The organism is Haloarcula sp. H-hyl2 (assembly GCF_056934385.1).
This window is the reverse complement of the sequence record NZ_JBRIIJ010000001.1, coordinates 1,313,101-1,337,406: the sequence shown is the minus strand read 5'-3', so window position 1 is coordinate 1,337,406 and position 24,306 is coordinate 1,313,101. Positions and strand designations below refer to the sequence as shown.

The following is a 24,306-nucleotide window of genomic DNA, read 5'->3' as shown; positions in this document are numbered from 1 at the left end:
CACTCCGGCCGAAAAGGATCGCCTACTCCAGTGCGGCGGAGATCTCCTCGGCCAGATAGACCAGGATAGGGACCGGTTCTTCCTCGACGAAGCGGGCGATCTCTTCGCCGTCGTACTCGACGACGACGGTCGGGATGTACTTGATGCCGTAGGCCTCGACGGCCTCGCCGGTCTTGGAGCCGTCGTCCTCCTTCTCGACAGGGTGGTGGTAGATCTGTGACTCGGGGATGCCTGCAGCCTCCAGTGCGGCCCCGAAGTCCGGTAGCTGTGCCCGACAGTCCTTACACCAGTCACCGCCCCAGATCTTGAAGATGAGATCCGCGCGGTGGCGTTTCAGCACGTCGACCGAATCGCTGTAGGCGTCCTCGACCCACACCGGGTTCGGTTCCATCGTGTCCAGGCGTTCCGTATCGCTCATGGCACCGGATAACGGACCCAGTGGCTTGAACTTCCCGGCTCCGCGGGGTGACTGTTGGTCTGCCGACGGTTGTGACATCGGCCGAGTGTCGAAATACGCTGCGTGTACACCAACCCGTCAGTACGCGACAATGTATAAGCTATCTCGGGCTGTAGCAACCTCGTAATATGACTCACACGATCTCGAAACCGGACGACAGAGACGTTGGCATCGCCGGTATCGTCACGTTCCTGGGGGTGACGTTCGCGTGGTCGTGGGGGTTCTGGGGATCGAAGATACTTCTCGATATGGGTGTGGTGACGGGCGTTCCGGTCCTGCCGAACCTCGGCGCGTTCGGTCCGACCGTCGCTGCGTTCCTCCTCGTCGCATACGCGAACGGATTCGGTGGAGTGTGGCGGCTCGCTGCCAGGGCGATCCAGGTCGACTACCCCATGCGGTGGATTCTCGTGGCCCTGCTCCTCCCGGCGGCGATAGTCGGCGGGGCGCTCGCGGTCGCTGTCGCCACCGGCACGACACCGACGTTTCCCTGGGCGGGCCAACCGATTATCCTCCTCGTCGCGTTCGTCTGGATCCTCGTACTGGGCGGGCCGATCCAAGAGGAGTTCGGGTGGCGTGGTTACCTCCTCGATCCGCTCCAGGAGCGGCTTACCCCACTCGGCGGTGGTGTCGCGGTCGGACTCGTCTGGGCCGTCTGGCATCTCCCCCTGTTCTACATCCCGAGCGAAACCATCTACTACCAGAATCCGTTTCTCGGGTTTGCCGTCTCGATCACCTTGCTCTCCGTGCTCATGACGTGGGTGTACAACAGCACGAACCGGAGCCTCCTCCCCGCGCTCCTCATGCACACCGCCTGGAACTGGGCGCAGGGAATGTTCCCTATCCTGGAGTCCGATCCCGCGAGCCTCGCGATGGTCGGCCTCCTCGTCGCCGCGACCATCGTCGTGATCGTGTTTTCGGGACCGCGACGGCTAGGACAACTTGGGCGCATCGCCCGACCTGAGTGATGGACAGAGCGTCCTCTGTGAGTAGAACCCGTCCAGTATGCTGAACTAATCCACTGCCTCCCGCAAGCAGCAAGTGACACACACGAGCCACCAGTTCAGATCGAACAGCCACGTACTCGTCCACCCTCGACAGGTCACTGGTCCCGCTCTAGCCGATCACGGAGGATCGTCCGATGACAGCGTTTCCCGTGGCCCTCGAAGCAGACCAGCACGAGCGGTTCGCCGTCGGTCAGTCGGTCACGGAGATCCGCCAGGGCCGCCTGTGCCTGCTTGTCGGTTGCCAGATACGTCCGATAGCGGTCCGCGAAGTCGACCTCCTCCCAGGCGGCGTTGTGGGCTCCCTCGTCACACATCCCCCGCCGCTTGAAATCCTCGGTGACCTGCTTCGCCTCCGCCAGCAGCCCCTCGGGGGGCCCCAGCGCCGGGACGTTCTCGTCGACGGCGGCGTGGAACCACCCCGTCGGCTCCCGGACGACCCCGACCAGCGTCTCGTCGCCGTCGAGGTCGACGAGGTCGTGCTGAAGTGCGGCGACGTAGGTGTCCGTGACCGTGCCAGCCATAGCTGGCTGGTCGGCCAGCCGCCGGAAAAGTCTGCCGCCACCCGGGACCACCCACACCCTTTGGCGGCTCCACTAGGGGTTTAGGGCGGCGTCGCGTAGCCGCCCGCATGTACGACTCTATCCTCGACACTATCGGGTCGCCGCTGGTGTCAGTCGCCGCGCCCGAGGGGGCGACAGTCGCCGCGAAGATCGAATCGTTCAATCCCGGCGGCTCCGCGAAGGACCGGCCGGCGAAGTTCATGATCGAGCGTGCAGAGGATGACGGCGACCTCTCACCGGGGGACACCCTGGTCGAGCCGACCAGCGGCAACACGGGCATCGGGATGGCGATGGTCGGCGCCGTCAAGGGGTACGACGTCGTTCTGGTGATGCCGTCCTCGAAGTCCCCCGAACGCCGCCAGATCATGCGGGCCTACGGCGCCGACATCGAACTCGTCGAGGGGGACATCTCCGACGCCAAGGACCGTGCCGACGAACTCACAGAGCAGGACGGCTACGTGCAGCTACGGCAGTTCGACAACCCTGCAAACCCACAGGCTCACTACGAGACGACCGGCGAGGAGGTGATCGAACAGGTCGGCGACCGGACCGTCGACGCGTTCGTCGCCGGCGTCGGGACGGGCGGGACCATCAGTGGGACCGGCCGACGCCTCCGCGAGACGTTCCCCGAGATGGACGTTGTCGCCGTCGAACCGGCCCAGAACGCGGTCCTGTCGGGGATGGAACCCGGCACCGGCGAGGACAGCTTCCAGGGGATGGGGCCGGGGTTCATCAGCCCCAACACCGACGTCGACCTCATCGACGACGTCGTGACGGTCGAACTCGACGAGGCAGAAGCCGAATGTCGGCGTCTGGCCCGTGAGGAGGGCATCTTCGTCGGTCAGTCCTCGGGCGCGTCGAACCTCGCAGCCCGCGAGATCGCACAGGACCTCCTCGACCAGGGCGTCGCCGATCCGCTGGTCGTGACCGTCTACTGGGACAGCGGCGAGCGATACATGTCGACAGGGATGTTCGACTAGTCGAGGGGGCGTGCGCTCGTCCTGTAGGACTCGTAGGTCGCCCGCGCCCACTCGTTCATCGCCGTCGTGTCGTTGTTGATCGCGCCCTTGATTCCCGAGTCGGTGTAGACGACGATGCCGCTGACCGTCTCGGTCGGTTTCTCGGCAGTCCAGACGGCATAGGGCATCTCTTCGTCGGTGACGTACAGCGAGAGCCCGGCGGCAGCCCGCAACTGCTCGAAGCCGTCGGCGTACTCGGAGTCGAGGGCCTCGACGACAGCCTCGGTCAGGACAAGTTCGACCGTCGCGCCCCCAGCCGTGACGAGTTCGGTGACAGTGTCGGTGTACTGTGGAATTACGGCCGGCCCGGTCCCGTGGAACGTCGTCGCCCCGGCGACCAGGTCGGCGTTGTGTTCGACGGGTGTCTGGGGTGCCTCGGGCGTCGATTCGAGCACCGTCGCCTCCTCTAGGGCTGCTGGAGGAATCGACACGTCCGCAGGCAAGACGTCGAGGATCGGCTGGGCTGCTTCCAGGGCGTCCAGCCGTGCGCGGAACCCGTCGTAAGCGTCGGCGGCGTGGCGCCCGGCGTAGGTCGCGACGTACGTACTCCCTTCACGTGCCACCAACCCGTGTTCGCGGAGGTCGTCGATGGCCCTGTCGACGGTCGATCGAGCGATGTCGGCCTGTTCGACGAGGTCCGGTTTCGTCTGTGGCTCGGTCAACAGCGCGAGCAACTCGCGTCGTCTGGCGACGACATCGACGACGTCGGGTAGCGATCCCATCGTGAATGACATTTAATTGATCGGATAAGAAGTCTTTGCCTCTCACACGATGTGAGTCGGGCAACCGACCGGACCGGATGCGTCTTGCGGTTTCTTACCTGATGGGCAATTTCCCGGCCCGTCGGTATAAGTATCGTAGACCTCATTCATCTCTGATGGGTCCGGGCTCCAAACGGAGTCCGGGGCCGCGAGTGGTCTGGTCCGTGACCGGACAGCGCCTCTGACAATCGACCACTCGCTTCTGGCCGGTCAAGCGCCGAACTCCTCTTCAGTGACCCGGACGACGAGCGTCTCGTCGACCTCACGGAGGTCGTACTCCGGGATCGTGTCGCCGGTGCGCGTGACCAGCATCGGTTCGACGAGCCGTGGTGGCCCCGGCTCCGGGTCCTCGTCGACCTCGGTTTCGGGCTGTTCGACGCCGTAGATCGTCAGGAACCGGTCGGCCTCGGGTGGTGTCACTGTGTCGTCCCTGATGGCGGCCGCGAGGTCCCGCGAGAGCCATTCCGACTCGCTGATCGAGGGCTCCTTGACGAACGCCGCGTCGGTGAAGCGCACGAGGTACCAGTTGAGGTCGTTCAACAGCGCCACTGCAGCGCCCAGACTGACCGTCTCGATGGCGACGGTGTTCGCGAACGGTTCGCGCAGGTCGTATGTCGCCAGCGCGTTGCGGGCCGTCTCGCGCGAGAGGAGTTCGTACCGGAGGTTCACCTCGTCGTCGCCGACGAGACAGACCTGTGTCATTGTCGGACACAGACCCCGTATGTGGATTTAGTTTTCGATGGGTTCCTCAGAACGTCGAGACGTTGCCCTCGATGACCTGCCGGGTGATCTCGGTGACGTCCGCGAGTTCGTCGTCGACGGCGGCCCGGACCTCGTCCTCGATGTCGCTGATCGCGACGCCGTCTTCGGTGACGAGCATGGCGTCGGCCACGTGGGGGTCGTCGATGGGCGACCCGATCTGTGAGAGCAGGCGGAGCTGGAGCTGTCGGATGCCGTCGACCTCGTCGACGACGGACTCGGCGATCGAAGTCGACAGGAGGTTGTAGATCTTCCCGATGTGGTTGACCGGGTTCTTCCCGGAGGTGGCCTCCATGCTCATCGGACGGTTCGGCGTGATGAGGCCGTTGGCACGGTTCCCGCGACCGACGGAGCCGTCGTCACCCTGCTCGGCGCTTGTCCCGGTCGTCGTCAGGTAGATCGACTCGGTCTCGTAGTCGTCGGCGGTGTTGACGTGGACGGAGACGTCGCGGTCGGTGTACTCGGTCGCGAGCTCCGAGACGTAGGTCCGGACGTCCTCGACTGCGGCCTTGTACTCGGAGAGGTCGGCGACGTACTCGTCGACCATCGCGACGGCGACGGTGACGTCGATGTGGTCGCCCTCGCGCTTGCCCATCACCTTCACGTCCTCGCCGACGACGGGGTGGTCGGCGGCGTACTCGCCGGTGAGCCGCCGTTCGGTGTTGTAGACGATCTGCTCGGTCTCCGAGAGTGGGGCGTGGCCGACACCGTAGCTCGTGTCGTTGGCCATCGGCACCGAGGCCTCCTCGCCGAAGACGGTCTGAAGGTCACCCGACCCCTCGCCGAGCTGGACGTCGACGATGATGTCCGAGCCGACGTCCAGATGCGGGAACTGCTCGTCGAGGTACTCGCGGGCGGCCTCCAGCGCGAGTCGCTCGGCCGGGATGCGAGTCCCCTCGTAGGTCTTCGTGGCTCGGCCGACGATGAGCAGATAGATCGGTTCGAGCACTTCGCCGCCGCCGTAAGCCGGTGCCGCGTTGCCGGCGACGAGCTGGGTCTCGTCGGTGTTGTAGTGCAGTACCTTGCCGACGCGGTCGATATACGCCTTCGCCAGCCGGCGTGAGACGCTCTCGGCGACGCCGTCACAGATAGAGTCCGGGTGACCGATCCCCTTCCGCTCGACGATCTCGACTTCCTGGTCCTCGACCGCCAGCCCGCTCTCGGGCTGGACGTGGATGTTTCGGTCGGTCATTGAGACGGACTTCGCCATGGTGGGTTCTATAACTTACGGGAAGTGCTCAGTGGGGAAAAATAACTACGAGGAATCGTCGAGCAACATCCCGAGATACGAGGTCCGACGCTGGTCGTCGGGGTCCAGGCCCAGAGTGCGGAGCACTTCGTAGGCGCCCTCGCGTGCTTCTTCGAGGTCGTTCTCGCTCTCGACCTCGGTCTCGACTTCGACGAACTCGCCGACGTCGTCGACGGCGTCGAGCGTGACGGTGTAGCCGTCGTAACTGTAGCACCGGCGGTCCTTCCGGACGGTCGCAGCCGGTTCGAAGCCGAGGTTCCGGAAGATGGCGTCGGCGTCGTCCCCGTCGTCGACGCCCGTCTCGACCTCCTCTCTGGTCTTGGACTCGCTGTCGACCAGCGGTCCCTTGTAGGTCATCCGGGCTGTCGTCGTCCCATCACGGGTCTCCCGGCGGACCCGTAGTGCCTCGTCAGTCTCGGCGAAGTCCCTGTGTGGCGCATCGTAGTAGGTGTCCGCCTGAACGACGTCGCCGGTCAGCTCCGCACCTCGTTCGTCGAGGCGGTCCGCCACGGTCGCGAGCGCTGCCGGGACCTTGACCTCTACTTCGTACATGGACCAGGCCACGACGTGGACGGTCAAAAACCGCCTGTTCCGACCGCGGGGTTTACTGTTCCCGGGACCACGTGAGAGAGTATGGACGGTCAGTACGAACCCGTAGAGTCCCCCGACGAGACGACCGTCTTCCCGTACCACGACCTGACGCCCCCCACCACAGCCGACGTCGTGGCCGCTCGTGCGGTCGTCTCCGAGTACCTCCCCAAGACGCCGCTGGTCCGCAGCGAACCCCTCTCGGCGGCCCTGGACGCCGACGTCTACCTCAAGCGAGAGGACACCCTCCCGACGGGCGCGTTCAAGGTCCGGGGCGGCGTACACCTCGTGGCCACGATGGCCGAGGAGTTCCGGGACAGCGGCCTCGTCGCTGCCAGTTCGGGCAACCACGGCCAGTCGATCGCCTGGGCCGGCCGGGAGTTCGACGTCCCTGTCACCATCGGCGTCCCCGAAGCCGCCAACGACGGGAAGGTACGTGAGATGCGTCGTCTCGGTGCCGAGGTCATCCGCCACGGCGCGGACTACGACGACGCCCGCGAACACATCGAGCAGTTGGCCGTCGAGCAACAGGCCCGGTACGTCCACTCGGGCAACGAACCGAAACTGCTCGCCGGGGTCGGGACCGCCGGCCTGGAGATCGTCGAGGAGTTGCCCGACGTCGACTACCTGTTCAGCCCCATCGGCGGCGGCACGTCCGCGACTGGCTACTGTCTCACCGTGGGCGAGAAGACGGACGCGACCATCGTCGGGGCGCAGTCCGAGGCGGCACCCGCGATGTACCGCGCCTGGCAGGAGGATACGCTCGCTGCCCACGACCGCATGGAGACGATGGCAGAGGGCGTCGCCACGCGCGTGCCGTTCGCGCTCCCGATGGCGGTGTTACGGTCCGAGCTCGACGATTTCAGACTGGTCTCGGAGGCCGATATCAGCAACGAAGTCGCTCGGCTGTTCTGCGAGGACCGCATCGTCATGGAGGGCGCGTGTGCGACCGCCGTCGCGGCTGCCTTCCAGTTGCGCGACGAGATCGCCGGGAAGACGGTCGTCCTCCCGATCTCGGGCCGGAACATCGAGCAGTCGAAGCTCGATCGTATCCTCGCGGCGAGTGACTACTCCTGTTGACAGACGGGAAACGTTGTTCTTAAGAGTGCCACGGCAGTCGGACACGGTATGAGCAACGAGTCCGAGGCCGACGCCGAAGACGTCGAGGAAGGAGCCGACGAAACAACCGAGGCAGGCCTGCAGGATGGCGACGTGATCAAGCTCGCCTACACCGCACGCACTGTCGAGGATGGCTCGCTCGTCGACACGACCGACGAAGAGGTCGCCGAAGACGAGGGTGTCGACACCGAACAGCAGGAGTTCGGCCCCCGAACGATCGTCCTGGGCGAGGGCCACATCTTCCCGGACGTCGAGGACGACATCATCGGCAAGGAGGTCGGTGACGAGGGGACCGTGACCATCGCGGCAGCCGACGCCTTCGGCGAGTACGACGAGGATCAGGTCCGCACCGTCTCGAAGGACAAGATCCCCGAGGACGACCGCTACCCCGGCGCCCACGTCGACATCGAGGGCGAGCACGGCCACGTCGAGACGATCATCGGCGGGCGTGCTCGCGTCGACTTCAACCACCCGCTGGCCGGCGAGGACGTCGAGTACAACTACGAGATCGTCGCCGAGGTCACCGACCGCGAGGAGAAGGCCCAGGGCATCATCCAGATGATGCTGGACATGGAGCTCGACCTCTGGTTCGAGACCGACACCGTCGAGGAGGAACAGCTCGTCGAGAGCGACGATGACGAAGAGGACGAGGACGCAGAGCCAGAGTACGAGACCGTCGAGGTCGAGAAGGACACCCTCTACATCGAGGCGACCCCACAGCTGACGATGAACCAGCAGTGGATGATGGGCAAACAGCAGATCGCCCAGCAGCTCACCCAGCTGCTCGGTGTCGACCGCATCATCGTCCAGGAGGAGATCGGTGGCGGCGGCATGGGCATGCCCGGCATGATGGGCGGCATGGGCGGCGGCCCCGGCGGCGCCGACCTGGAGGAAGCGCTGGAGGACGCTGACGTCGACGCCGAAGAGATCGTCGACGAGATCGAAGGCGCCGAAGAGTAAGACCTATCGCGGTGTAGCGGGCGGACAATCTTCCGAATCGCGCTGTCTCGCAGCGCCAATTCTCACCCGTTTCGACCTGCAGAGTGGCGACGCTTGCGGTCGCTCACTGCGCGAGCAGGACGACACCCAACCCGGCGAAGGCGAGACCGGCGACCTCCGTGGTCGAAAGCGACTCGCCCAGGACGACGACGCCCAGGACCGCCGCGACGGCGAAGTAGAGGCCGGTAACCGTCGTCGCAACGGCGACGTCGCCGTGTCTGAGGCTGATGTAGTAGCTGACCGCCCCGAGCCCGGAGAACAGGCCGCCTGCGATACTGTACTGGACGCTCTTGGACGACGGCGAGATACTTCCGGGACTGAGGAGTGCGTAGCCGCCGATGACCAGGAGAGCTGTTCCATACGTGACGAGCAACACGGCTTTGGGCGACGCGCCGCGTTGGCCGAGCTTGACGAACAGCGCCCAGAACGCCCAGGCGACCATCCCGAACAGCGCGTAGGCGACGCTGGTGGCTTGCATCACGGCCCTCCCGGGCGAAGACGCGGCGACAGAACCACCGTTGCCCGTCTCATGCGGCTGCGGTCACGTCGTCGGTGACTGCCTCACCGCCGAGTCGGCGCTCGACCAGGGCGAAGACGGTGTCCATCGAGATGGCCAGTATCGCACCGGGAATCGCGCCGGCGAGCACCTGTGGCGTGTTGAACAGCGAGATGCCGCTGATGACCCACAGGCCCAGGCCGCCACCGCCGATGAAGAACGCCAGGTAGGCCGTCCCGACGTTGATGACCGCACTCGTCCGGATGCCCGCGAAGATGACCGGGAGCGCGAGCGGGAGCTGTATCTTCCGGAGGATCTCGTTGTCGGTCATCCCCATCCCGCGCGCGGCCTCGACGGTGTCGTCGTCGACGTCCTCGATGCCGGCGATGGTGTTGGTCAGGATCGGCAGCAGCGCGTAGGTGAACAGGCCGACCAGCGACGGGAGGAACCCGAGCCCCAGCAGCGGGAACACCAGCGCGATGATCGCCAGCGTCGGGACGGTCTGTGCGACGTTCCCGGTGCCGAGGATCAGCCCCTTCAGACGCTCGTTGCGCGCGGCGACGATACCGAGCGGGACAGCGACCAGGATGGCTAGAATCTCGGAGATGACGACGAGCTGGAGGTGCGTCGACAGCAGTTCGAGGAACTTGTCCCAGTTGGCCAGCAGGAACTCCCAGGCGTCCAGCAAGTCGGTACCGATACCCATCAGGCACCCTCCATCGTGTGACTCCGGATATCGTCCTCGGTGACGACACCGATCACGTCGCCGTCGACGACGGGCAACGCGTCGGCGTCGGTCTCGATGAGCCGCGAGAGCGCGACCTGTGTACTATCCGTGGGCGAGACGGGCTTCGGTGCGCCGGACCCGTTCGCGGCGACAGCCGAAGCGGATGTCTGGAACTCGTCGACCATCCCGGCGTACTGGGTCGGAACGCCGTCGGACATCACCTGCTCGACGCTGGTCACCTGGAGTTTCTTCAGTTCGCGGTCGGCACCGATGAAGTCCTCGACGAACTCGTTTGCCGGCTCGTCGAGAATTGCCTGTGGAGTGTCGTACTGGACGACCTCGCCGACGTTGTAGATCGCGATCCGGTCGCCCATCTTCAGCGCCTCGTCGATGCTGTGAGTGACAAAGAGGATCGTCACGTCCAGTTCCGACTGGATCTCCAGGAATTCGTTCTGGAGGTCTTCTCGGGTGATGGGGTCCAGCGCGCCGAAGGGCTCGTCCATCAACATCACGTCGGGATCGGCCGCGAGCGCGCGGGCGACACCGACGCGTTGGCGTTGACCGCCGGAGAGTTCCGTCGGGTAGCTGTCGCGGTACTGGTCGGGTGGCAGGTCCATCAGGTCGAGCAGTTCCTCGACACGAGCGTCGATCTCGTCCTGGTCCCAGCCCTTGAGTTCCGGTACCGTCGCGACGTTCTCGCCGACAGTCATGTGATCGAACAGGCCGATCTCCTGGATGACGTAGCCGATGTCCCGCCGGAGATCGATCTCGTCTTGCTGCTGGATGTCGGTGCCGTCGAAGTAGACGGTCCCACCGGTGGGGTCCTCCAGTCGGTTGACGAGCTTCATCGTGGTGGTCTTCCCACAGCCGGAGGGGCCGACCAGCACGGTCGTGGTGCCCTCCTCGACGCTGAAGCTGATGTCCTCTATCGCCACGGTTCCGTCCGGATACTCCTTGGTAACGTTCTCGAACTCGATCATAGCAGTGTCTGTCATGCGAATGCCCTCCTGACGAGGCGGGTGCCGAGGATCTGGTCGACCGATTCCCCGTTGCGCAGCCGGAGGAGCTGTTCGACGATGGCGAACCCGTAGTCGAACGCCAGCGTGAGGACCGAGAGGACCACCGTGGTCACGACGATCATCGGTGTGTTCGCCTCCTTGATACCGCGGAAGATGAAGTCCCCGAGGCCACCGGCACCGATGAACGCCCCGATGGCTGCGATGCCGATGAGGATGACGACGGCGTTGCGCACGCCGGCCATGATGACAGGCAACGCCATCGGCAACTGTACGCGCCGGAGCCGCTGCAGTCTGGTCATCCCCAGACCCTCGCCGGCTTCGACGGCGGCCCTGTCGACCCGATCGAGCCCGACGTAGGTGTTTCGGATCACCGGTAGCTGGGTGTACAGGATGAGCGCGAAGATGACCGGTGGCGCCCCGATACCCAGAAACGGGATGAGCAGTCCGAACAGCGCGATGCTCGGGATCGTCATCATGATGCCGGCGAGCCAGAGGATCACTGTTGCAGCCGTCTCGTTGTACGAGATCGCGACCCCCAGCAGGACCCCGATGGGGACGGCGAGGACGATGGACTGGACGATGACGTTGATGTGCTCGACGAGCAGGGTCAGCAGGTTCGCGCTGTTCTCGACGGCGAACTCCACGTAGCCTGCGAGCAGCGCCGGTGCGACGACTGGGTCGGGAGCGGTCATCCGTTCAGATGAGGCCCTCGTCCGACAGGAAGCTCTTTGCCACCGTCTGTGCGTCCTCGCCGTCGATGGAGACCCGTCGGTTGAGGGTCCGTATCTTGTCGGTCGTCAGTTTCGGCCCGATGGCGTTGAGCGCAGATTTCATCGAGGAATTGGTGCTCAGCGTGTCACCGTTGACGAACGGTGCCGGATTGTACACCGGGAAAAAGCCCTCGTCGTCTTCGAGTGTCTGTAGGTCGAACTTCAGGATCTTCGGATTGGTGTTGAATCCCATGCCGACGTCTGCCTCACCCTCGCCGGTGACCTGGTAGGTCAGCCCCGATCCGACGTTCTTGACGTTGAGGTCGCCTTTCACCGAGTCGAACCCGTAGTGTTTGGCCAGGCCAGGCCAGCCGTCCGACCGTGACTGGAACTCGGCGTTCATGACGACAGTCAGGTCGGTGTTCCCGTTGTTGACGTGCTCGGCGAAGCCACTGAGCGTCGAGATACCGGTCTCGCTCGCCCAGTCGGGGTTGGCACAGAGCACGTACGTGTTGTTGAACGGCGCCCGGTCGAGCACCTCCAGATTGTGCTCCTCGGCGAACTCGGATTTGACCTTGCTGTGGATCTCCGCGGGATCGGAGATGACCTCGCTGTGTTTCGGCGGGAGCGTCGCCCACGCGGTACCGGTGTACTCCCAGTAGACGTCGACTTCGCCTTCCTTTACGGCCCGGAAGTTCTGGACGCTTCCACCTAGACCCGTCTCGTCTGTGACTTCGAGATCGGTGTTTGCCTTCAGCGCCTCGTAGGTCATGTAGCCGAGTATCTTCTGCTCGGTGAACCGCTTCGAACTGACGGCCACCGACCCCCCACCGCCGCCCAGGGCGCCACAGCCTGCGAGTCCTGCGAGTCCGACACCTGCGGTCCCGGCCAGCACGTCACGCCGTGTGAACATTCCTGACATACCTACTCGTACCATACCCGATATCTTCGTTAGGTCTTGGCACGAACTATTGGAATGTTTTATAAGAGGGTTTGGATTCGATGGGGATCAGTGGCCCATCGGCACGGCCACGACCGGCACGCCGGCGTTGAGAAGGACCTTCTGGAGCGTGCTGCCGAAGACGGCCTTGCCGGCCGGACTCCGCTTCCGACTGTACATGTAGACGCGGTCGGCCTGCTCGGCCTCTTGCTGTCGGAGGATGGCTTCGCTCGGGTCCGAACCGCCCTCGATTCGGGCTCCTCGGGGTTCACAGTCGAAGCCAGCCTCCGAGAGACGGTCGACGGCCGCACTGACGCCGTTCTTCCGGGCGGCGAGCGTATCGATGTCGGCCTCGTCCGCGTCGACATCCAGGTTCTCCCGTGTACTCTCTACTTCGGTCCCTTCGAAGACGTGCAACGTGACCGGTTCTGTCGTCGACGGGTCTTCGATCTCTGTGACCACGTCCGCGACTGACCTGGCCCACGGCGCGTGGTTCGTCAGGGGGAGCAGTATCCGTGTCGCCATACCTCCCGTTCGGTGACGACTACTAAATGCGGTGTGTCACACATGTCCATACATTAAGTATCGACACCCGAGAGGTTCAGATACGGGACGAAAAACTCCATCATCTGTCGTTCGACTTTCCGCAGGTGGTTCGAGGCGGTCGTCTTCGTGATGCCGAGTTCCTCGGCGATCTCCTCTAAGGTCGTCTCCCGCGGTATCTCGAAGTACCCTTCTCTCACTGCGAGGTTGAGCAGTTCCCGCTGTCGGGCCGGAATGGACGCCAGCAGCTCCTGCCACTCGGCGCTGCTCGGTGTCACCTCCCGACTGAACTCCTGTGAGATCCGCTCGACGCTGACGTGGCCGAACTCCTCTAGCGCTTCGACGGCGGCAGTCAGTTCGTCTCTGTTCCGTAACAACAGATCGAAACACTCCCTGCCGTTCTCCAGAGTCGTCGGTCCCATCGGGAGGAACCCCTCGTACAGGAGCGTCTGTGCCGGCGTGAACTCCGTGAGCGCACCCTCCAGGAACAGTGTCGCTGCGGTCGTGCTGTCCTGTCGGTCGTACCGCTCGACCACGTCGACTTCGAGGACGGTCGGTGCGTCCTCGATGATCTGCAGGACCGTCTCGAACTCCGACGTCTCGAGCGTCATCAGGCCGATGTACTCCCGGTTCCGGAAGGTCGAGGCCGGGAACTGCGCGGAGACGTCGTGTTCCGTCAACTCCGCCGTCCAGTTACCTTCGTATCGGACACAGACCTTCGCTGTCAACATGGTATATCTCTCGCAATCGGTGACTTAATCTTTCGGCCCTCGCCAGGCCGCAAGCACGTTCGTGGCCGGGTCGTCGGGCGCGCTGAGCGTCTCTTGCAGGTGCTCGACGGCGCCCGAGTCGACGGTCGGGGCGAGCAGGCGTCTGGCCTTCTCGACTCGCGCCGCTTCGTCGAGCGGCCGCTCGCGTGCCCCGCGAGCGCGTGTGATCTCCGACCTGACGGTCGATTTCGCTGTCCGGACCGTGACACGAGCGAGACACTCCGCCGGAAACCGGTCGTCGATCTCAGTGTCGACGGACAGTTCGATCTGATCGGCGACCCGGCCGATCGTCTCGTCCGTACGGCTGTCCGGCCGGAGTTCGGTGGCGGTGAACTGTCCGCGGACCAACGCGGCGGCGACCGGGTACGGGTACGAGTACTCCGCCGCTTCGGCCGAGTCGGGCGCGCGAGTCGCCATGTCGGTCGCTTCGCTGAACGTTTCGACCGTCACCGACTCGATATCGGCTGGGACGATCCCCGCCCGTGCTCGGAGTGCGAGCGCGGCCTCGACACCGGGCTGGGCCCACCGACAACACGGGTACGGCTTGAAGTATCCTTCCGTGACGTGGTAGCGCTCGCCCAGATCGGACAGCGGTGAATGGGTACTCCGGCTCTCGAACTCGTCGAACACCGTTCCGGACGCCGTGAAGCCGGTCTCGGCGAGGTCCGTGGCAGCCACCCCGACGTAGGCCCCCCAGCCGATCCCGTCTTTCGTCATCCCGGGCACGGAGACGCCGCGGGAGATGGGTGTCCGTGGCGCGAAGTACTCCGCGGTCCCGAGCGCCGCCCGCGTCTCGCGCTCGGAGAGTCCCCGGAGGCGAGCGACCGCAGCCGCCGCACCGAGTGCGCCCCACGACCCGGTCCCGGAGTAGATCCCGTCGACCTCGTGGATCGCGAGTCCGGCACGGACACCGAGTTCGTACCCCACGAGGACGGCGTCGAGGAGTTCCCCGACAGTCGCGTCCGCTCGCTCGGCTGCTGCGAGCGCTGGCGGGACCACGACGGCCGCCGGGTGACCTTTCACCAGGCGGTGCCCGTCGTCGATATCGAGCACGTTCGCGGCCGTCGCGTTGGCCAGGACGGCCCCGGGCTCCGGTGCCGTTTCGCCGTCGCCGTCGAGTATGGTCACTGGGGGCCCGTCGAAGCGACTGCCCGCGAGTGATCGCGTGACAGCGCCGCCGGGAAACCGATAGCCGGCCGTGATCGCCGCGAGCGTGTCGAGGAGTCGTGCCCGGACATGCTCGCGCACCTCGGCGGGCGCTGTCTGCAGGTGGGCGTCGTGAACGTAGGCCGCGGCGGCCGCCGTCTGGTCCATCAGTCGTCGTCTGCTGTGGCGGCCTCCTCGGTGCCGAAGTCCTGCTTGGCGACGTCGAGGTCGTACAGGTCGATGGCGTTCCCGCCGAGTATCTTTGCCTTCTGTTCCTCGGAGGCGCCGATGCAGTTGATCTTCTCCAGCGCGACGGGGATGTTCGAGGAGTGTTCGGCCGCCATCAGCAGGCGGTCGGCCCCGACGTCCTCCATGGCCCGGCGGATGTACATGTTCAGCGCGAGCGTCGTGTCGAGGTAGATGTTGTCGTAGCGCTCGGCCATCATGATCGCCTCCTGGGTCAGGGTGTAGGCCCCGCCCATGTGTGCCATGATGATGTCGAGTTCGGGGTAGTCCTCGGCGACGGGCATGAGCATGCCGGGCACCGAGAACGGCATCCCGTGTGGACCAGTGTGGACCATCACCGGGATGTCGTTGTCGACACAGGCGTCGTAGAAGTTGTACGCGATGTCGGAGGTCGGGTCGACACCCCACGCGAGCGTGTGGAGTTTCGCGTACTTGAAGTCGAGTTCCTGGACACAGCGGGTGATCTCGTCGTACACCCACTCGTCACCGAGGTGGGCGTTCGGCGCGGCGACGCCGAAGAGCCGTCCCTCGTACTCCTGGGTCGCCTCGTACATCTGGTCGTGAACCTCCGTGACCGTCTTGTCGTTCTCGCCGCCGAGTGGCTGGAGGATGGTCGCGTCGACCTCGTTCTCGTCCATCGCGTCGATGATCTGCTCGACCGTCTCGCTCCACTCGAAGACGCTGTCCTGTTCGTTGTTCTCGTTGCCGATATGGTGGTGGCCGTTGACCACGGGGTAGTCTGCCATTGCACCCCATGCTTTCGACAGTCCGGGCATGATTATTCGCGGAAACATGTCCAACCATTCAAGTGGGGGTTGCACTTTCGGCCGACGAGGGAACGAGAACGAGAGGCACGTTCGGCCGTCTGAGTGGTACCTACGGCGGAATTAAGAGGCAGATGACAGGTCCGGCCGGGGGCGTCGTGTACTCAGTCCCAGACGTCGAGGAGGCGTGTCGCCGTCTCCGCGACCATGGTCCGGACGGTGGAACGGTCGAGACCTGCGTCGACGAGGGCGGTCCCGAACCGCGCGAGACCGGGGACGGGTGGGTTCTCGGCCTGCCCGAAGTCCGTCGCCAGCAGAGCGTGTTCAGGACCGATACGGTCGATTGTCTCGGCGACCCGCTGGACGGAGTGGCCGTCGGTGCTCTGGACGGAGTAGGCACAGAACTCCATCACCGCACCCATGTCGGCGAGACGTGCCATGCGGTCGATGGAGAGGTCGACCACGCGGAAACAGGGATGGTTGACGAGGACGTCGACACCGGCGTCGGCACAGGCCGACACGACGGCCTCGATGGCTGGCGGGGCGAGGTGGCCCGTCCCCAGGACGGCGTCGTGTTCGGCGACGAGGTCGATGATCTGCCGTGTCGTCGGTGTCAGTTCGTCCGCCTCGTCGAGCACGGAGAGTTCTTCGTCGGGGCCCGGCACACGCTGGCCCACGAACTGTTCCACGCCGGCCGCGCGCGCTCGCGAGGCGTGGTTTGCACTCCAGGCCGTCGGCAGCCAGACGATGGCCGCACCCAGGTCCAGTGCAACCTGAACTGCGTCGGGGTTGAGCCCACCGACGCTCCCGTTCAGCGCGATGCCGCCGGCGAGGATCTCCGTTCCGACAGTTTCGTTGACGAGGTCGACGCGGCCTACCGTGGGCACCACGTGGCTCTTGACGACGATACCGCCCATCCCGGCATCGACGGCCTCGCGGGCCAGTTCCACGTCGGTCTCGAAACGGTCGACCAGGTCCGGCGCAGTATGGACGTGGACGTCGACGGCGTCGGCGAGCAGCGACCGATCCGGCCGAGCGTCGTCGAGGCTCATGCCAGCACCTCCGCGAGCAACGCCATCGGGTGACGGGTCTCGATATCGCGCTCGGTCAACTGCTGGGTACACGACGACCCCGAGGCGGCCACCACGTCGCCGTCGACGGCGTCGAGTTTCGCTTCCAGGTCGTCGCCGATGGCCATCGAGAGGTCGTAGTGCTCGGTCTCGTAGCCGAACGACCCAGCCATGCCACAACACGTCGAGTCGACCGGTTCGACGTCGTAGCCGGCGGTCCGCAACAGCGCGACGGGCGCGTGATCGTATCCCTTCGCACCGGAGTGACAGTGGCCGTGGAAGGCGACCGCCCGGTCGACGGCAGCGTCCTCCGAGACGCCGTCGCCGACCGGGAAGCCCCGACCACCCAGGACGTGGTGCTCGTAGAGGAACATCGCGACGGTCTGGCTGGCACCGGGGACGCCACCAGGGTCGTCGAGCAGGTCGTCGTACTCTTCGAGGGCGCTCGTACAGGACGGCTCGACACTCAGTATCGGCCGGTCGGTGTCCAGCGTCTCGGCGTTCGCAGCGGCGCTGTCACGGGCGTGTTCGACCAGCCCCTGTGAGAGCGCGGGCCGACCACAGCAGTCGACGTCGGGGACCGAGACGTCGTACCCACACGCTTCGAGGACGCGGACTGCCGCTTTCCCGACCTCGGGATGGTTGTAGGCCGTATAGCAGTCCGGGAACAGCGTCACGGTGCCGTGTTGGCCTGCGGTCGGTGCTGGCTCGTGGTCGGCGACCCAGGACTGGAGCGACTCGTCGGCGAACGTCGGGAGCGTGCGACGGCTGTCGATTCCGACCAGGCGATCGGCGACCCAGCGACCCGGGCCGAACGAGGACAGCCAGTTCGATAGCGGTGCGAGTGTGCTGCCGACGCGGTTCAGCGTCCGGACGTTCCCGAACAGGCGTGCTCGCAGCGGGATGCCGTCTTCCTGATGGCGCTGGTGTTTGGCCTCCGTCTTGAGTTTCGCCATGTCGACACCGGTGGGACACTCCGTCTCGCAGGCCTTGCAGGCCAGACACCGGTCGAGGACGTCCTGCTGGAACCACTCGCTGGTCAGCGCGTCCTCGCCGAGGTCACCGTCGATAGCGGCCCGGAGCATGTTCGCCCGGCCGCGGGTGCTGGTCACCTCCGTCTCGGCGCCCCGATAGGAGGGACACATCGTCCCGCCCTCCATCGTCCGGCACTTCGAACAGCCGTTGCACTGCTCGACGAGCGAGCCAAACCCCAGTTCGTCCTCGAAGTCGAGCGCAGTCGTGACCGTCTCGGGATCGTACCCCTCGTACCGGAGGTCCTCGTCGACGGCGACGAGTTCGCCGTCGGACGCCGGGACGACCTTCGCCGGATTGAACACGTCCGCTGGATCGGCGACGCGCTTGATCCGCTCGAACCCCTCGTAGATGGCCTCACCGTACATCGCCGGGAGATGTTCCGAGCGCAACCGGCCGTCGCCGTGCTCGCCGCTGACACAGCCCCCGACTTCCAGCACGAGGTCGTGGACGGCCTCCGAGACCGACCGGAGACGCTCGCGGTCCCGTTCGGTCTTGAGATCCAGGAACGGTTTGATGTGGAGGACACCTTGCCCGGCGTGCCCGAAGACGGCCGCGTCGAGGTCATGTTCGTCGAGTATCTCGTCGACACGCTCGACGTAGTCCGACAACCGCGCCGGTGGAACGGCGGCGTCCTCGATGAACGACAGCGACTGTTCGTCACCGGGGTGCCTGTTCAACAGCGGGTTCGACGCCTTCCGGACCTTCCAGAGTCGGTCCTGGTCGGACGCGTCGACGGCTCGCTCGACGGCGACGGTCGCCTCCGTCCGACTCGCTGCGACGGCCGCCGAGAGCCGGTCCGTGATCTCCGCGTCGGGGCCCTCGACCTCGACGAGTAACGCCGCGCCCGCCTCGTCGGGGACCAGGTCGATGCCCCACGCGTCGCGTGCGTGCCCGAGGACGTTGTCGTCGATGAGTTCGACGGCACTCGGATCGCGCTCGCGCGCCCCGGGGACCGCGGCAGCGGCCTCGACCACGTCGTCGTAGAAGACCAGCGCGGCCGCGCGGGCCTCCGGGCGCGGGGTCAGTGACAGCGTGACCTCGGTCACGATACCGAGGGTGCCCTCGCTCCCGACGATCAGTCGCGAGAGGTCGGCCCACGACCCGTTCGGCGCGGCACTCGATTCGAGGTCGTAGCCGCTGGAGTTCCGGTCGACGTCGGGATATCTCGCCGCGATCTCGTCGTCGAGTTCCTGTCTGAGGTCGAGGACCGTCCGGTGGAGGTCACCCACCCGGTCGTCGCGGTCACACCGCTGCGTGAGCGCGGCACCGGTGGTCCGCTCGAAACGTGCCACAGTGCCGTCTGCCAGGACGCATTCGACGGACTCGACGTTGTCGCGGGTGGTCCCGTGGCGGACGGAGTGGGGCCCTGCCGCGTCGTTCGCGACCATCCCGCCGATCGTACAGGTACTGGACGTGCTGGGGTCCGGCGGGAAGTACAGGCCGTACTGTTCGAGATAGTCGTTGAGTTCGTCGAGGACGACACCGGGCTGGACGGTCGCTGTCAGCGCGTCGGGATCGACGCCGACGATGTCGTCGAGGTGTCTCGAACAGTCAAGCACGATCCCCTTGCCGACGGCGTTTCCGGTGAGGCTACTCCCCGCACCACGAGCGACGACGCTCGTCTCCGTCTCGCGTGCGTAGTCCACGACAGCCTGGACGTCGTCGACCGAGGCCGGGGCGACGACGCCGGCGGGACGGACCTGGTAGATGCTGGCGTCCGTCGAGTACAGCGTCCGGGCGCTCTCGCTGAAATCGACCGTCCCGTCGACGCGTCGCCGGAGTGGCTCGGCCATCTGGGTCGGGTCCCTGTCTACGCTCATCGTGTCTGCTATCGACGCCATCGTAAAGAGCCCATCCACGAACATACGGACCGGTTTAAACGAGGGGGCCGAGGGCGGGCAGTCGAGTTCGGCACGCCGGTATAAAGACACCAACATGTGGACGCGAATACTGAAATGGTATCGTTAGGGAGTGACACACGAGTACGACCGCCGGTCCGGCGGGTGGTTCCGGACCAGTTCCCAGCTACCATGACTACACACGGACGTGTCGCTGCCTGTCAGTTCGAACCGGTCGTCGACGACGTCGACGCGAACATCGAGTCGATGGCCTCGATCCTGGATTCACTGGCGCCATCCGTCGAACTCGCCGTCTTCCCGGAGCTGTGTGTCACCGGCTACGCGCTGGACGTGGCCGAGGACCGGGCGGAGGCGGTGCCCGGTCCGATGACGCAGCGCCTCGGTTCGCTCGCCGCCGATAGCGGCGTGACAATCGTCGCTGGAGTCCCGGAACGCCGTGAGGAACACCTCTACAACTCGCTCGTGACCGTCGACGGCGACGGCCTGCAGGGTGTCTACCGGAAACAGTACCCCTGGGGCGACGAGACGGAGACGTTCACCGCCGTCGACGAACCGGTCGTCGTCGACACGGATCTCGGGAAAGTCGGCTTCCTCATCTGTTACGACGCCAACTTCCCCGAGGCGGCGATCGCCTATTCCAAGCAGTGGTGTGATATCCTGGTCGTCAGTGCGGCCTGGCGACAGTCCTATCGCGAGGACTGGCGGTTACTGTTACGGGCCAGAGCACTCGACGGCGCGTGTTACGTCGTCGGGTCGAACCACGCCGGCGGGCAGCGGGGTCGGCGCCACGAGGGCGGCAGTCTCGTGGCGAACCCCCGCGGCAAACTGCTCGCGCAAGCGGACCACGGGCAGCAGGCGGTAACGGCACCGGTCAGTCCGGAGAGTATCGCCCACGGACGCGAGAAGAACCCCGTCCACCAGACGCGCGAAGAGGTCCACCAGTACTGATGATCGGGACGAATCGCAGAGACCGGGCGGCACTGTACTGGGGCTCTCAGACGATCACGTACCAGGAGCCGGTGTTGGACACGGATGAGTGAACAGGAGGACACGACGCGAACAGCTGCGGTTCCACCGACCGTCCGCGAGGAGTGTCGGGAGTTCACTGCCGTCGTCGAGGCGTGTGCCGAGGGTGACCTCCAGCGGATGGACACGGACCTCGACTGTGCGGAACTGGCGACGCTCGCGGCGACGTTCAACGAGATGATCGACGAGTGGGGCGAGATGTTCACCCGGACACAGCGGTTCGCTCGCGAGGTCGAGTCCGCGAGCAACCACACGCGGGAGAACGCCGAGGCTGTCCTCGACGCTGGCGAGCAGATCAACGGGCTCGTCGACGACATCCGTGGCTCCGCGACCGACCAGAAAGAGCGCATCGACGACGTGACTGCGGAGACGTCGAACCTCTCGGCCGCGACCGAGGAGATCTCCTCCAGCGCCGAGAACGTCGCCAAGACCGCCGAAGACACTGCCGAGCGAGGTGATACCGGTCAGGCGGCCGCGGCCGAGGCCATCGAGGAACTGGACGCGATCGAGTCCGACACGGAGACTGCGATGGCGACGGTCGAGACCCTCGACGAGAACATGGACGAGGTCGGCGAGATCATCGACATGATCTCGGACATCGCCGACCAGACGAACATGCTGGCGCTGAACGCCAACATCGAGGCGGCACGCGCCGGCACGGAGGGGAAGGGCTTTGCCGTCGTTGCCGACGAGGTCAAGAACCTCGCCGACGAGACCAAGACCGCCGCCGACGAGGTCGAGTCATTGATCGGTCGCATCCAGTCCGAGACCGAGGCCGCCGTCTCGGAGATGGAGACCGTCACCGAGCGCGTCGCGACTGGCGGTGAGACCGTCGAGAAGGCACTCGCTGCTCTCGACGAGATCGCCGACCAGGCGAGAGAGACCAACACCGGTATCCAGCAGATCCGCCAGGCGACCGAGAACCAGGCCGCCTCGGCACAGGAGGTGGCCCACGAGGCGGAACGCATCCAGGAACTCGCAGAGGACACGACACAGCGGACCGGAAAGGTCGTGGACGCGGCAGCCGATCAGGAGTCTGCGATCAAGGATATCGTGCAGAACGTCGACAATATCTCCGGCCGCGCGACCCAGTTACGCGAGCAACTGGAGACGGCCACGACCACCACGTCGGGTGCCGTCGACGTGACGGTGGCGTCGAAGATGTTCACCGAGAGCGTCCTGTTGAGCCACGTCACGGCCGTCGTGCTGGACGAGACGACCGACCTCACGGTCGCGACCGAACCCGAGTACGGCACGGAGAAGGTGAGCTTCGACGGCGTCCAGACCGGTGAGATCGACCTCTACTGGAGTTACACCGGGACCCTCTGGGAGGTCTTCCTCGCGGAGCAAGGTGAGACCGCGAGTGACGACCCGGACCGCCTGTACGAGACCGCCAGCGAACGATTGGCTGCGGACTACGGGCTCGAAGGATTCCCGCCCGCACCCGTCGACAACACCTACGTCATCACCGCCCGCGACGACTGGGCCCGTGAGAACGGCCTCCGGACGATGGAGGACTTCGCGTCGTTCGTCGAGACGGAGGGCGACGAGCTGGCACTCGTCGGCGACCCCGACTTCCTGGGCCGGAAAGACGGCTGGGCAGGGCTGCTGGACACCTACGGAATTCCAAACGACGCCCAGCGAACGCTGACGGACACCGCCGTGCCCGAGGAGAGTGCCGAGGCCCGCTATCACATGCTCGTCGACGGCGAGGTCGACCTGGCGATGGGCTTCGGGACGGATCCGTGGATCCCCGAGTTCGACCTCCAGGTGCTCGAAGACACCCGGAACTTCTTCCCGATCTACAACCCGCTCCCGGTCGTCAACGCGGAGACGGTCGCTGCTAACCCGGCGCTCGCGTCGGCGCTTGAGCGCATCGGTCCGGCCTTCGACGACGAGGCCGAGGTGGCGGACCTCATCTGGGCGGTCGATCAGGAGAACCGGGACCCCAGAGCCGTCGCTCGGGCGTTCGTCGAACGGAAGGGGCTGCTCTGAGTCGTCTCCTCAGGCGATGTCCCGGGACGTGTCGATGCTGACCTCTTCGACGAGGTCCAGTTTGATGACGTCGTTCGGTGCGCGGCCGCCGCGGAACTTCGGGATCGCCAGCCGGTTCGCGATCTCGTCACCCTCGATCTGTGTGTTGAGCTGGAAGACGACGTCGGCAAAATGCTCGGTGGTGTCGCGCAACGGCGGAACGTCCCGGCCGTTGAGACAGTGGAGGATGCCAAGACTGTTCGTGTTGACGATGTGGTTCTGGAGGTCGTTCATGAACGCGCGGAACCGCGAGTGTGGCTCCTGGGACTCGAGGACGTCGAGCGGGTCGACGATGAGGTTGGAGGTCTCGGGCAGCGCCGAGACGAGTTTCCCCGCGTTGTCCAGGGGCGCCTCGCCCGAGATGTGCCGGACCGTCGGGTCGCCGGTATTGGCCGGCGTCTGCTCGATGCTGGCGACGACCGACTCGGCGGTCCGGTCCAGCGAGAGCCACAGGGTCCCACGTGTGGCGGTGAGTTCGTAGAGAAACAGCTCCGCCTGGCTCGCCGGGTGCGCGGACAGGGTGACGATGCTCCCGGCGGGAATACCGCCGTCGAGCTTCCTGTCGAGCACGTCGATGCCCGTCCGTAACCGGTTGACCATTCCAGTGTGAAATACAGAACCCACAGGATTAAATATTCCGCTTATCCAGCCGCCTCGTGACCGCTGCGTACCGAACGGCGACACCCTCGGCTTCGAGTGGAGGTTCTGATACCTCGGGAACGTGGACCACACTGTCACACCCCAGCAGTGGGGCTGGCTGGACCGATCCGTCGCTCCGTGTCACGACCGCCACCGTCGGTTCGGCGTCGAGTTCGCGGGCCATCGCCACCGTCTTGGTCGCGTCGCGGAGGCTCTGTTCGGTCGGGGTCGCGACGACGACGCTCGTGTCGGCGTACCGAAGCGGCACCGCCGCGTCCGGGCCCGCGCCCGCGGGACAGTCGACCAGTACCGGGCGTGATTGCGGCCGGATCCGTGCCAGTGCAGCGGCAAGCGTCGACTGGTCGGCGGTGCCACACGGGAGCGCATCGACGCGAGGGAACCGACTGGTCTGTCGGGCGAGATCCGTTGGCGCCGTCTCGCCGAGACGTTCGACGCCCGGCGTCCGGTCGATCCCGACCCTGTGATGGACGTCCGGCATCCCAAGATCGGCGTCGACGACGAGCGGTCTGTGCCCGTCGGCCGCGAGCGCTCTCGCCAGTCCCAGTGTGGTCGTCGTCTTGCCACAGCCACCCTTCCCGCCAGCGATTGCGAGCATACGGCCAGTTGGGTCCGGCTTCCCGTTTGAACCCTCGGCGGTCTCGGTGCTGGGCGGTCCCACGGTTTGCGGAGCGAACCTGGGAGCACGAGAGACAGCGGTGTTGTCTCCTGGCGTGTCGGGAGATTCAAGAGCGTTGGGGGCGGGGTTG

25 protein-coding genes are annotated in these 24,306 nt (G+C 65.6%); 6 read left to right on the top strand and 19 right to left on the bottom strand.

The features are described 5' to 3' along the window. Window positions 1-22 precede the first annotated feature (22 nt). On the bottom strand, window positions 23-418 hold the full coding sequence (locus Hhyl2_RS06895; RefSeq protein WP_483549999.1) for a thioredoxin family protein: 396 nt from the start codon (window positions 416-418) through the stop codon (window positions 23-25). A gap of 167 nt (window positions 419-585) precedes the next feature. Between Hhyl2_RS06895 and Hhyl2_RS06890 the strand changes: the two genes are divergently transcribed. Beyond that, entirely contained in the window at window positions 586-1,422 is an 837-nt protein-coding gene (locus Hhyl2_RS06890; RefSeq protein WP_483549998.1) for a lysostaphin resistance A-like protein, read from the top strand. 134 nt (window positions 1,423-1,556) lie between these two features. Here the strand turns inward: Hhyl2_RS06890 and Hhyl2_RS06885 are convergent, their stop codons facing one another. Then, window positions 1,557-1,982 carry a DUF488 domain-containing protein gene (locus tag Hhyl2_RS06885; protein WP_483549996.1) on the bottom strand — a complete coding sequence of 142 codons (426 nt, stop codon included), beginning with the start codon at window positions 1,980-1,982 and terminating at the stop codon, window positions 1,557-1,559. A 107-nt stretch (window positions 1,983-2,089) separates the two neighbouring features. Between Hhyl2_RS06885 and Hhyl2_RS06880 the strand changes: the two genes are divergently transcribed. Next, the gene (locus tag Hhyl2_RS06880) at window positions 2,090-3,001 is read left to right on the top strand and encodes a PLP-dependent cysteine synthase family protein (protein ID WP_483549995.1); all 912 of its coding nucleotides are present in this window, start codon (window positions 2,090-2,092) and stop codon (window positions 2,999-3,001) included. On the opposite strand, the gene Hhyl2_RS06875 is transcribed toward Hhyl2_RS06880, so the two are convergent. From Hhyl2_RS06875 to cyaB, 4 genes are all read right to left on the bottom strand, one after another. Then, window positions 2,998-3,762 (bottom strand): helix-turn-helix transcriptional regulator, encoded by a 765-nt coding sequence (locus tag Hhyl2_RS06875; RefSeq protein ID WP_483549994.1) that lies wholly within the window; start codon window positions 3,760-3,762, stop codon window positions 2,998-3,000. The two genes, Hhyl2_RS06880 and Hhyl2_RS06875, sit on opposite strands and share 4 nt — an antisense overlap. A 249-nt stretch (window positions 3,763-4,011) precedes the next feature. After that, entirely contained in the window at window positions 4,012-4,503 is a 492-nt protein-coding gene (locus Hhyl2_RS06870) for a DUF5804 family protein (protein ID WP_483549993.1), read from the bottom strand. Between the two features lie 46 nt (window positions 4,504-4,549). Then, the gene (locus tag Hhyl2_RS06865) at window positions 4,550-5,752 is read right to left on the bottom strand and encodes a methionine adenosyltransferase (protein WP_483549992.1); all 1,203 of its coding nucleotides are present in this window, start codon (window positions 5,750-5,752) and stop codon (window positions 4,550-4,552) included. A gap of 63 nt (window positions 5,753-5,815) precedes the next feature. Next, entirely contained in the window at window positions 5,816-6,361 is a 546-nt protein-coding gene (gene cyaB / locus Hhyl2_RS06860) for a class IV adenylate cyclase (RefSeq protein WP_483549991.1), read from the bottom strand. 81 nt (window positions 6,362-6,442) lie between these two features. On the opposite strand from cyaB, the gene Hhyl2_RS06855 reads away from it, so the two are divergent. Both Hhyl2_RS06855 and Hhyl2_RS06850 read left to right on the top strand, forming a co-directional pair. Beyond that, window positions 6,443-7,477, top strand: coding sequence for a threonine ammonia-lyase (locus tag Hhyl2_RS06855; RefSeq protein WP_483549990.1), 1,035 nt, complete (start codon window positions 6,443-6,445; stop codon window positions 7,475-7,477). A 48-nt stretch (window positions 7,478-7,525) separates the two neighbouring features. Further along, complete coding sequence (locus Hhyl2_RS06850; protein WP_483549989.1) at window positions 7,526-8,476, top strand: FKBP-type peptidyl-prolyl cis-trans isomerase; 951 nt, start codon at window positions 7,526-7,528, stop codon at window positions 8,474-8,476. Between the two features lie 103 nt (window positions 8,477-8,579). Here the strand turns inward: Hhyl2_RS06850 and Hhyl2_RS06845 are convergent, their stop codons facing one another. The 11 genes from Hhyl2_RS06845 to Hhyl2_RS06795 form a co-directional block, all read right to left on the bottom strand. Next, window positions 8,580-8,993, bottom strand: coding sequence for an EamA family transporter (locus Hhyl2_RS06845; protein ID WP_483549988.1), 414 nt, complete (start codon window positions 8,991-8,993; stop codon window positions 8,580-8,582). A 49-nt stretch (window positions 8,994-9,042) separates the two neighbouring features. Continuing rightward, window positions 9,043-9,717, bottom strand: coding sequence for an ABC transporter permease (locus tag Hhyl2_RS06840; protein ID WP_483549987.1), 675 nt, complete (start codon window positions 9,715-9,717; stop codon window positions 9,043-9,045). Beyond that, the gene (locus Hhyl2_RS06835; protein WP_483550559.1) at window positions 9,717-10,718 is read right to left on the bottom strand and encodes an ABC transporter ATP-binding protein; all 1,002 of its coding nucleotides are present in this window, start codon (window positions 10,716-10,718) and stop codon (window positions 9,717-9,719) included. The genes Hhyl2_RS06840 and Hhyl2_RS06835 overlap by 1 nt, the downstream gene beginning before the upstream one ends. Before the next feature lie 11 nt (window positions 10,719-10,729). After that, entirely contained in the window at window positions 10,730-11,449 is a 720-nt protein-coding gene (locus Hhyl2_RS06830) for an ABC transporter permease (protein WP_483549986.1), read from the bottom strand. A gap of 4 nt (window positions 11,450-11,453) precedes the next feature. Then, window positions 11,454-12,380, bottom strand: a complete 927-nt coding sequence (locus tag Hhyl2_RS06825) for a glycine betaine ABC transporter substrate-binding protein (RefSeq protein ID WP_483550558.1) — start codon at window positions 12,378-12,380, stop codon at window positions 11,454-11,456. Window positions 12,381-12,476: 96 nt separating this feature from the next. Next, window positions 12,477-12,932: a universal stress protein gene (locus Hhyl2_RS06820; protein ID WP_483549985.1), complete on the bottom strand. Its 456-nt coding sequence runs from the start codon at window positions 12,930-12,932 to the stop codon at window positions 12,477-12,479. Window positions 12,933-12,985: 53 nt separating this feature from the next. Further along, window positions 12,986-13,681 (bottom strand): helix-turn-helix domain-containing protein, encoded by a 696-nt coding sequence (locus Hhyl2_RS06815; RefSeq protein ID WP_483549983.1) that lies wholly within the window; start codon window positions 13,679-13,681, stop codon window positions 12,986-12,988. A 24-nt stretch (window positions 13,682-13,705) separates the two neighbouring features. Beyond that, a complete protein-coding gene (locus Hhyl2_RS06810) occupies window positions 13,706-15,034 on the bottom strand; it encodes an MmgE/PrpD family protein (RefSeq protein WP_483549982.1) in 1,329 nt (442 codons plus the stop codon). Beyond that, window positions 15,034-15,858: an amidohydrolase family protein gene (locus tag Hhyl2_RS06805; RefSeq protein ID WP_483549981.1), complete on the bottom strand. Its 825-nt coding sequence runs from the start codon at window positions 15,856-15,858 to the stop codon at window positions 15,034-15,036. The genes Hhyl2_RS06810 and Hhyl2_RS06805 overlap by 1 nt, the downstream gene beginning before the upstream one ends. A gap of 182 nt (window positions 15,859-16,040) precedes the next feature. Next, window positions 16,041-16,928, bottom strand: coding sequence for a DUF6282 family protein (locus tag Hhyl2_RS06800; RefSeq protein WP_483549979.1), 888 nt, complete (start codon window positions 16,926-16,928; stop codon window positions 16,041-16,043). Further along, window positions 16,925-19,801 carry an FAD-binding and (Fe-S)-binding domain-containing protein gene (locus Hhyl2_RS06795; RefSeq protein ID WP_483549978.1) on the bottom strand — a complete coding sequence of 959 codons (2,877 nt, stop codon included), beginning with the start codon at window positions 19,799-19,801 and terminating at the stop codon, window positions 16,925-16,927. The genes Hhyl2_RS06800 and Hhyl2_RS06795 overlap by 4 nt, the downstream gene beginning before the upstream one ends. A 210-nt stretch (window positions 19,802-20,011) precedes the next feature. Here Hhyl2_RS06795 and Hhyl2_RS06790 point away from each other — a divergent pair, with 210 nt between their 5' ends. Next, window positions 20,012-20,788 carry a carbon-nitrogen hydrolase family protein gene (locus Hhyl2_RS06790; RefSeq protein WP_483549977.1) on the top strand — a complete coding sequence of 259 codons (777 nt, stop codon included), beginning with the start codon at window positions 20,012-20,014 and terminating at the stop codon, window positions 20,786-20,788. Window positions 20,789-20,872: 84 nt separating this feature from the next. Then, window positions 20,873-22,861: a glycine betaine ABC transporter substrate-binding protein gene (locus tag Hhyl2_RS06785; RefSeq protein ID WP_483549975.1), complete on the top strand. Its 1,989-nt coding sequence runs from the start codon at window positions 20,873-20,875 to the stop codon at window positions 22,859-22,861. Window positions 22,862-22,870: 9 nt separating this feature from the next. Here Hhyl2_RS06785 and Hhyl2_RS06780 read toward each other — a convergent pair whose 3' ends face one another. Both Hhyl2_RS06780 and Hhyl2_RS06775 read right to left on the bottom strand, forming a co-directional pair. Next, window positions 22,871-23,500, bottom strand: coding sequence for an RAD55 family ATPase (locus tag Hhyl2_RS06780; RefSeq protein ID WP_276221686.1), 630 nt, complete (start codon window positions 23,498-23,500; stop codon window positions 22,871-22,873). Window positions 23,501-23,528: 28 nt separating this feature from the next. Next, the gene (locus tag Hhyl2_RS06775; protein WP_483549974.1) at window positions 23,529-24,155 is read right to left on the bottom strand and encodes a MinD/ParA family ATP-binding protein; all 627 of its coding nucleotides are present in this window, start codon (window positions 24,153-24,155) and stop codon (window positions 23,529-23,531) included. Between the last annotated feature and the right edge of the window lie 151 nt (window positions 24,156-24,306).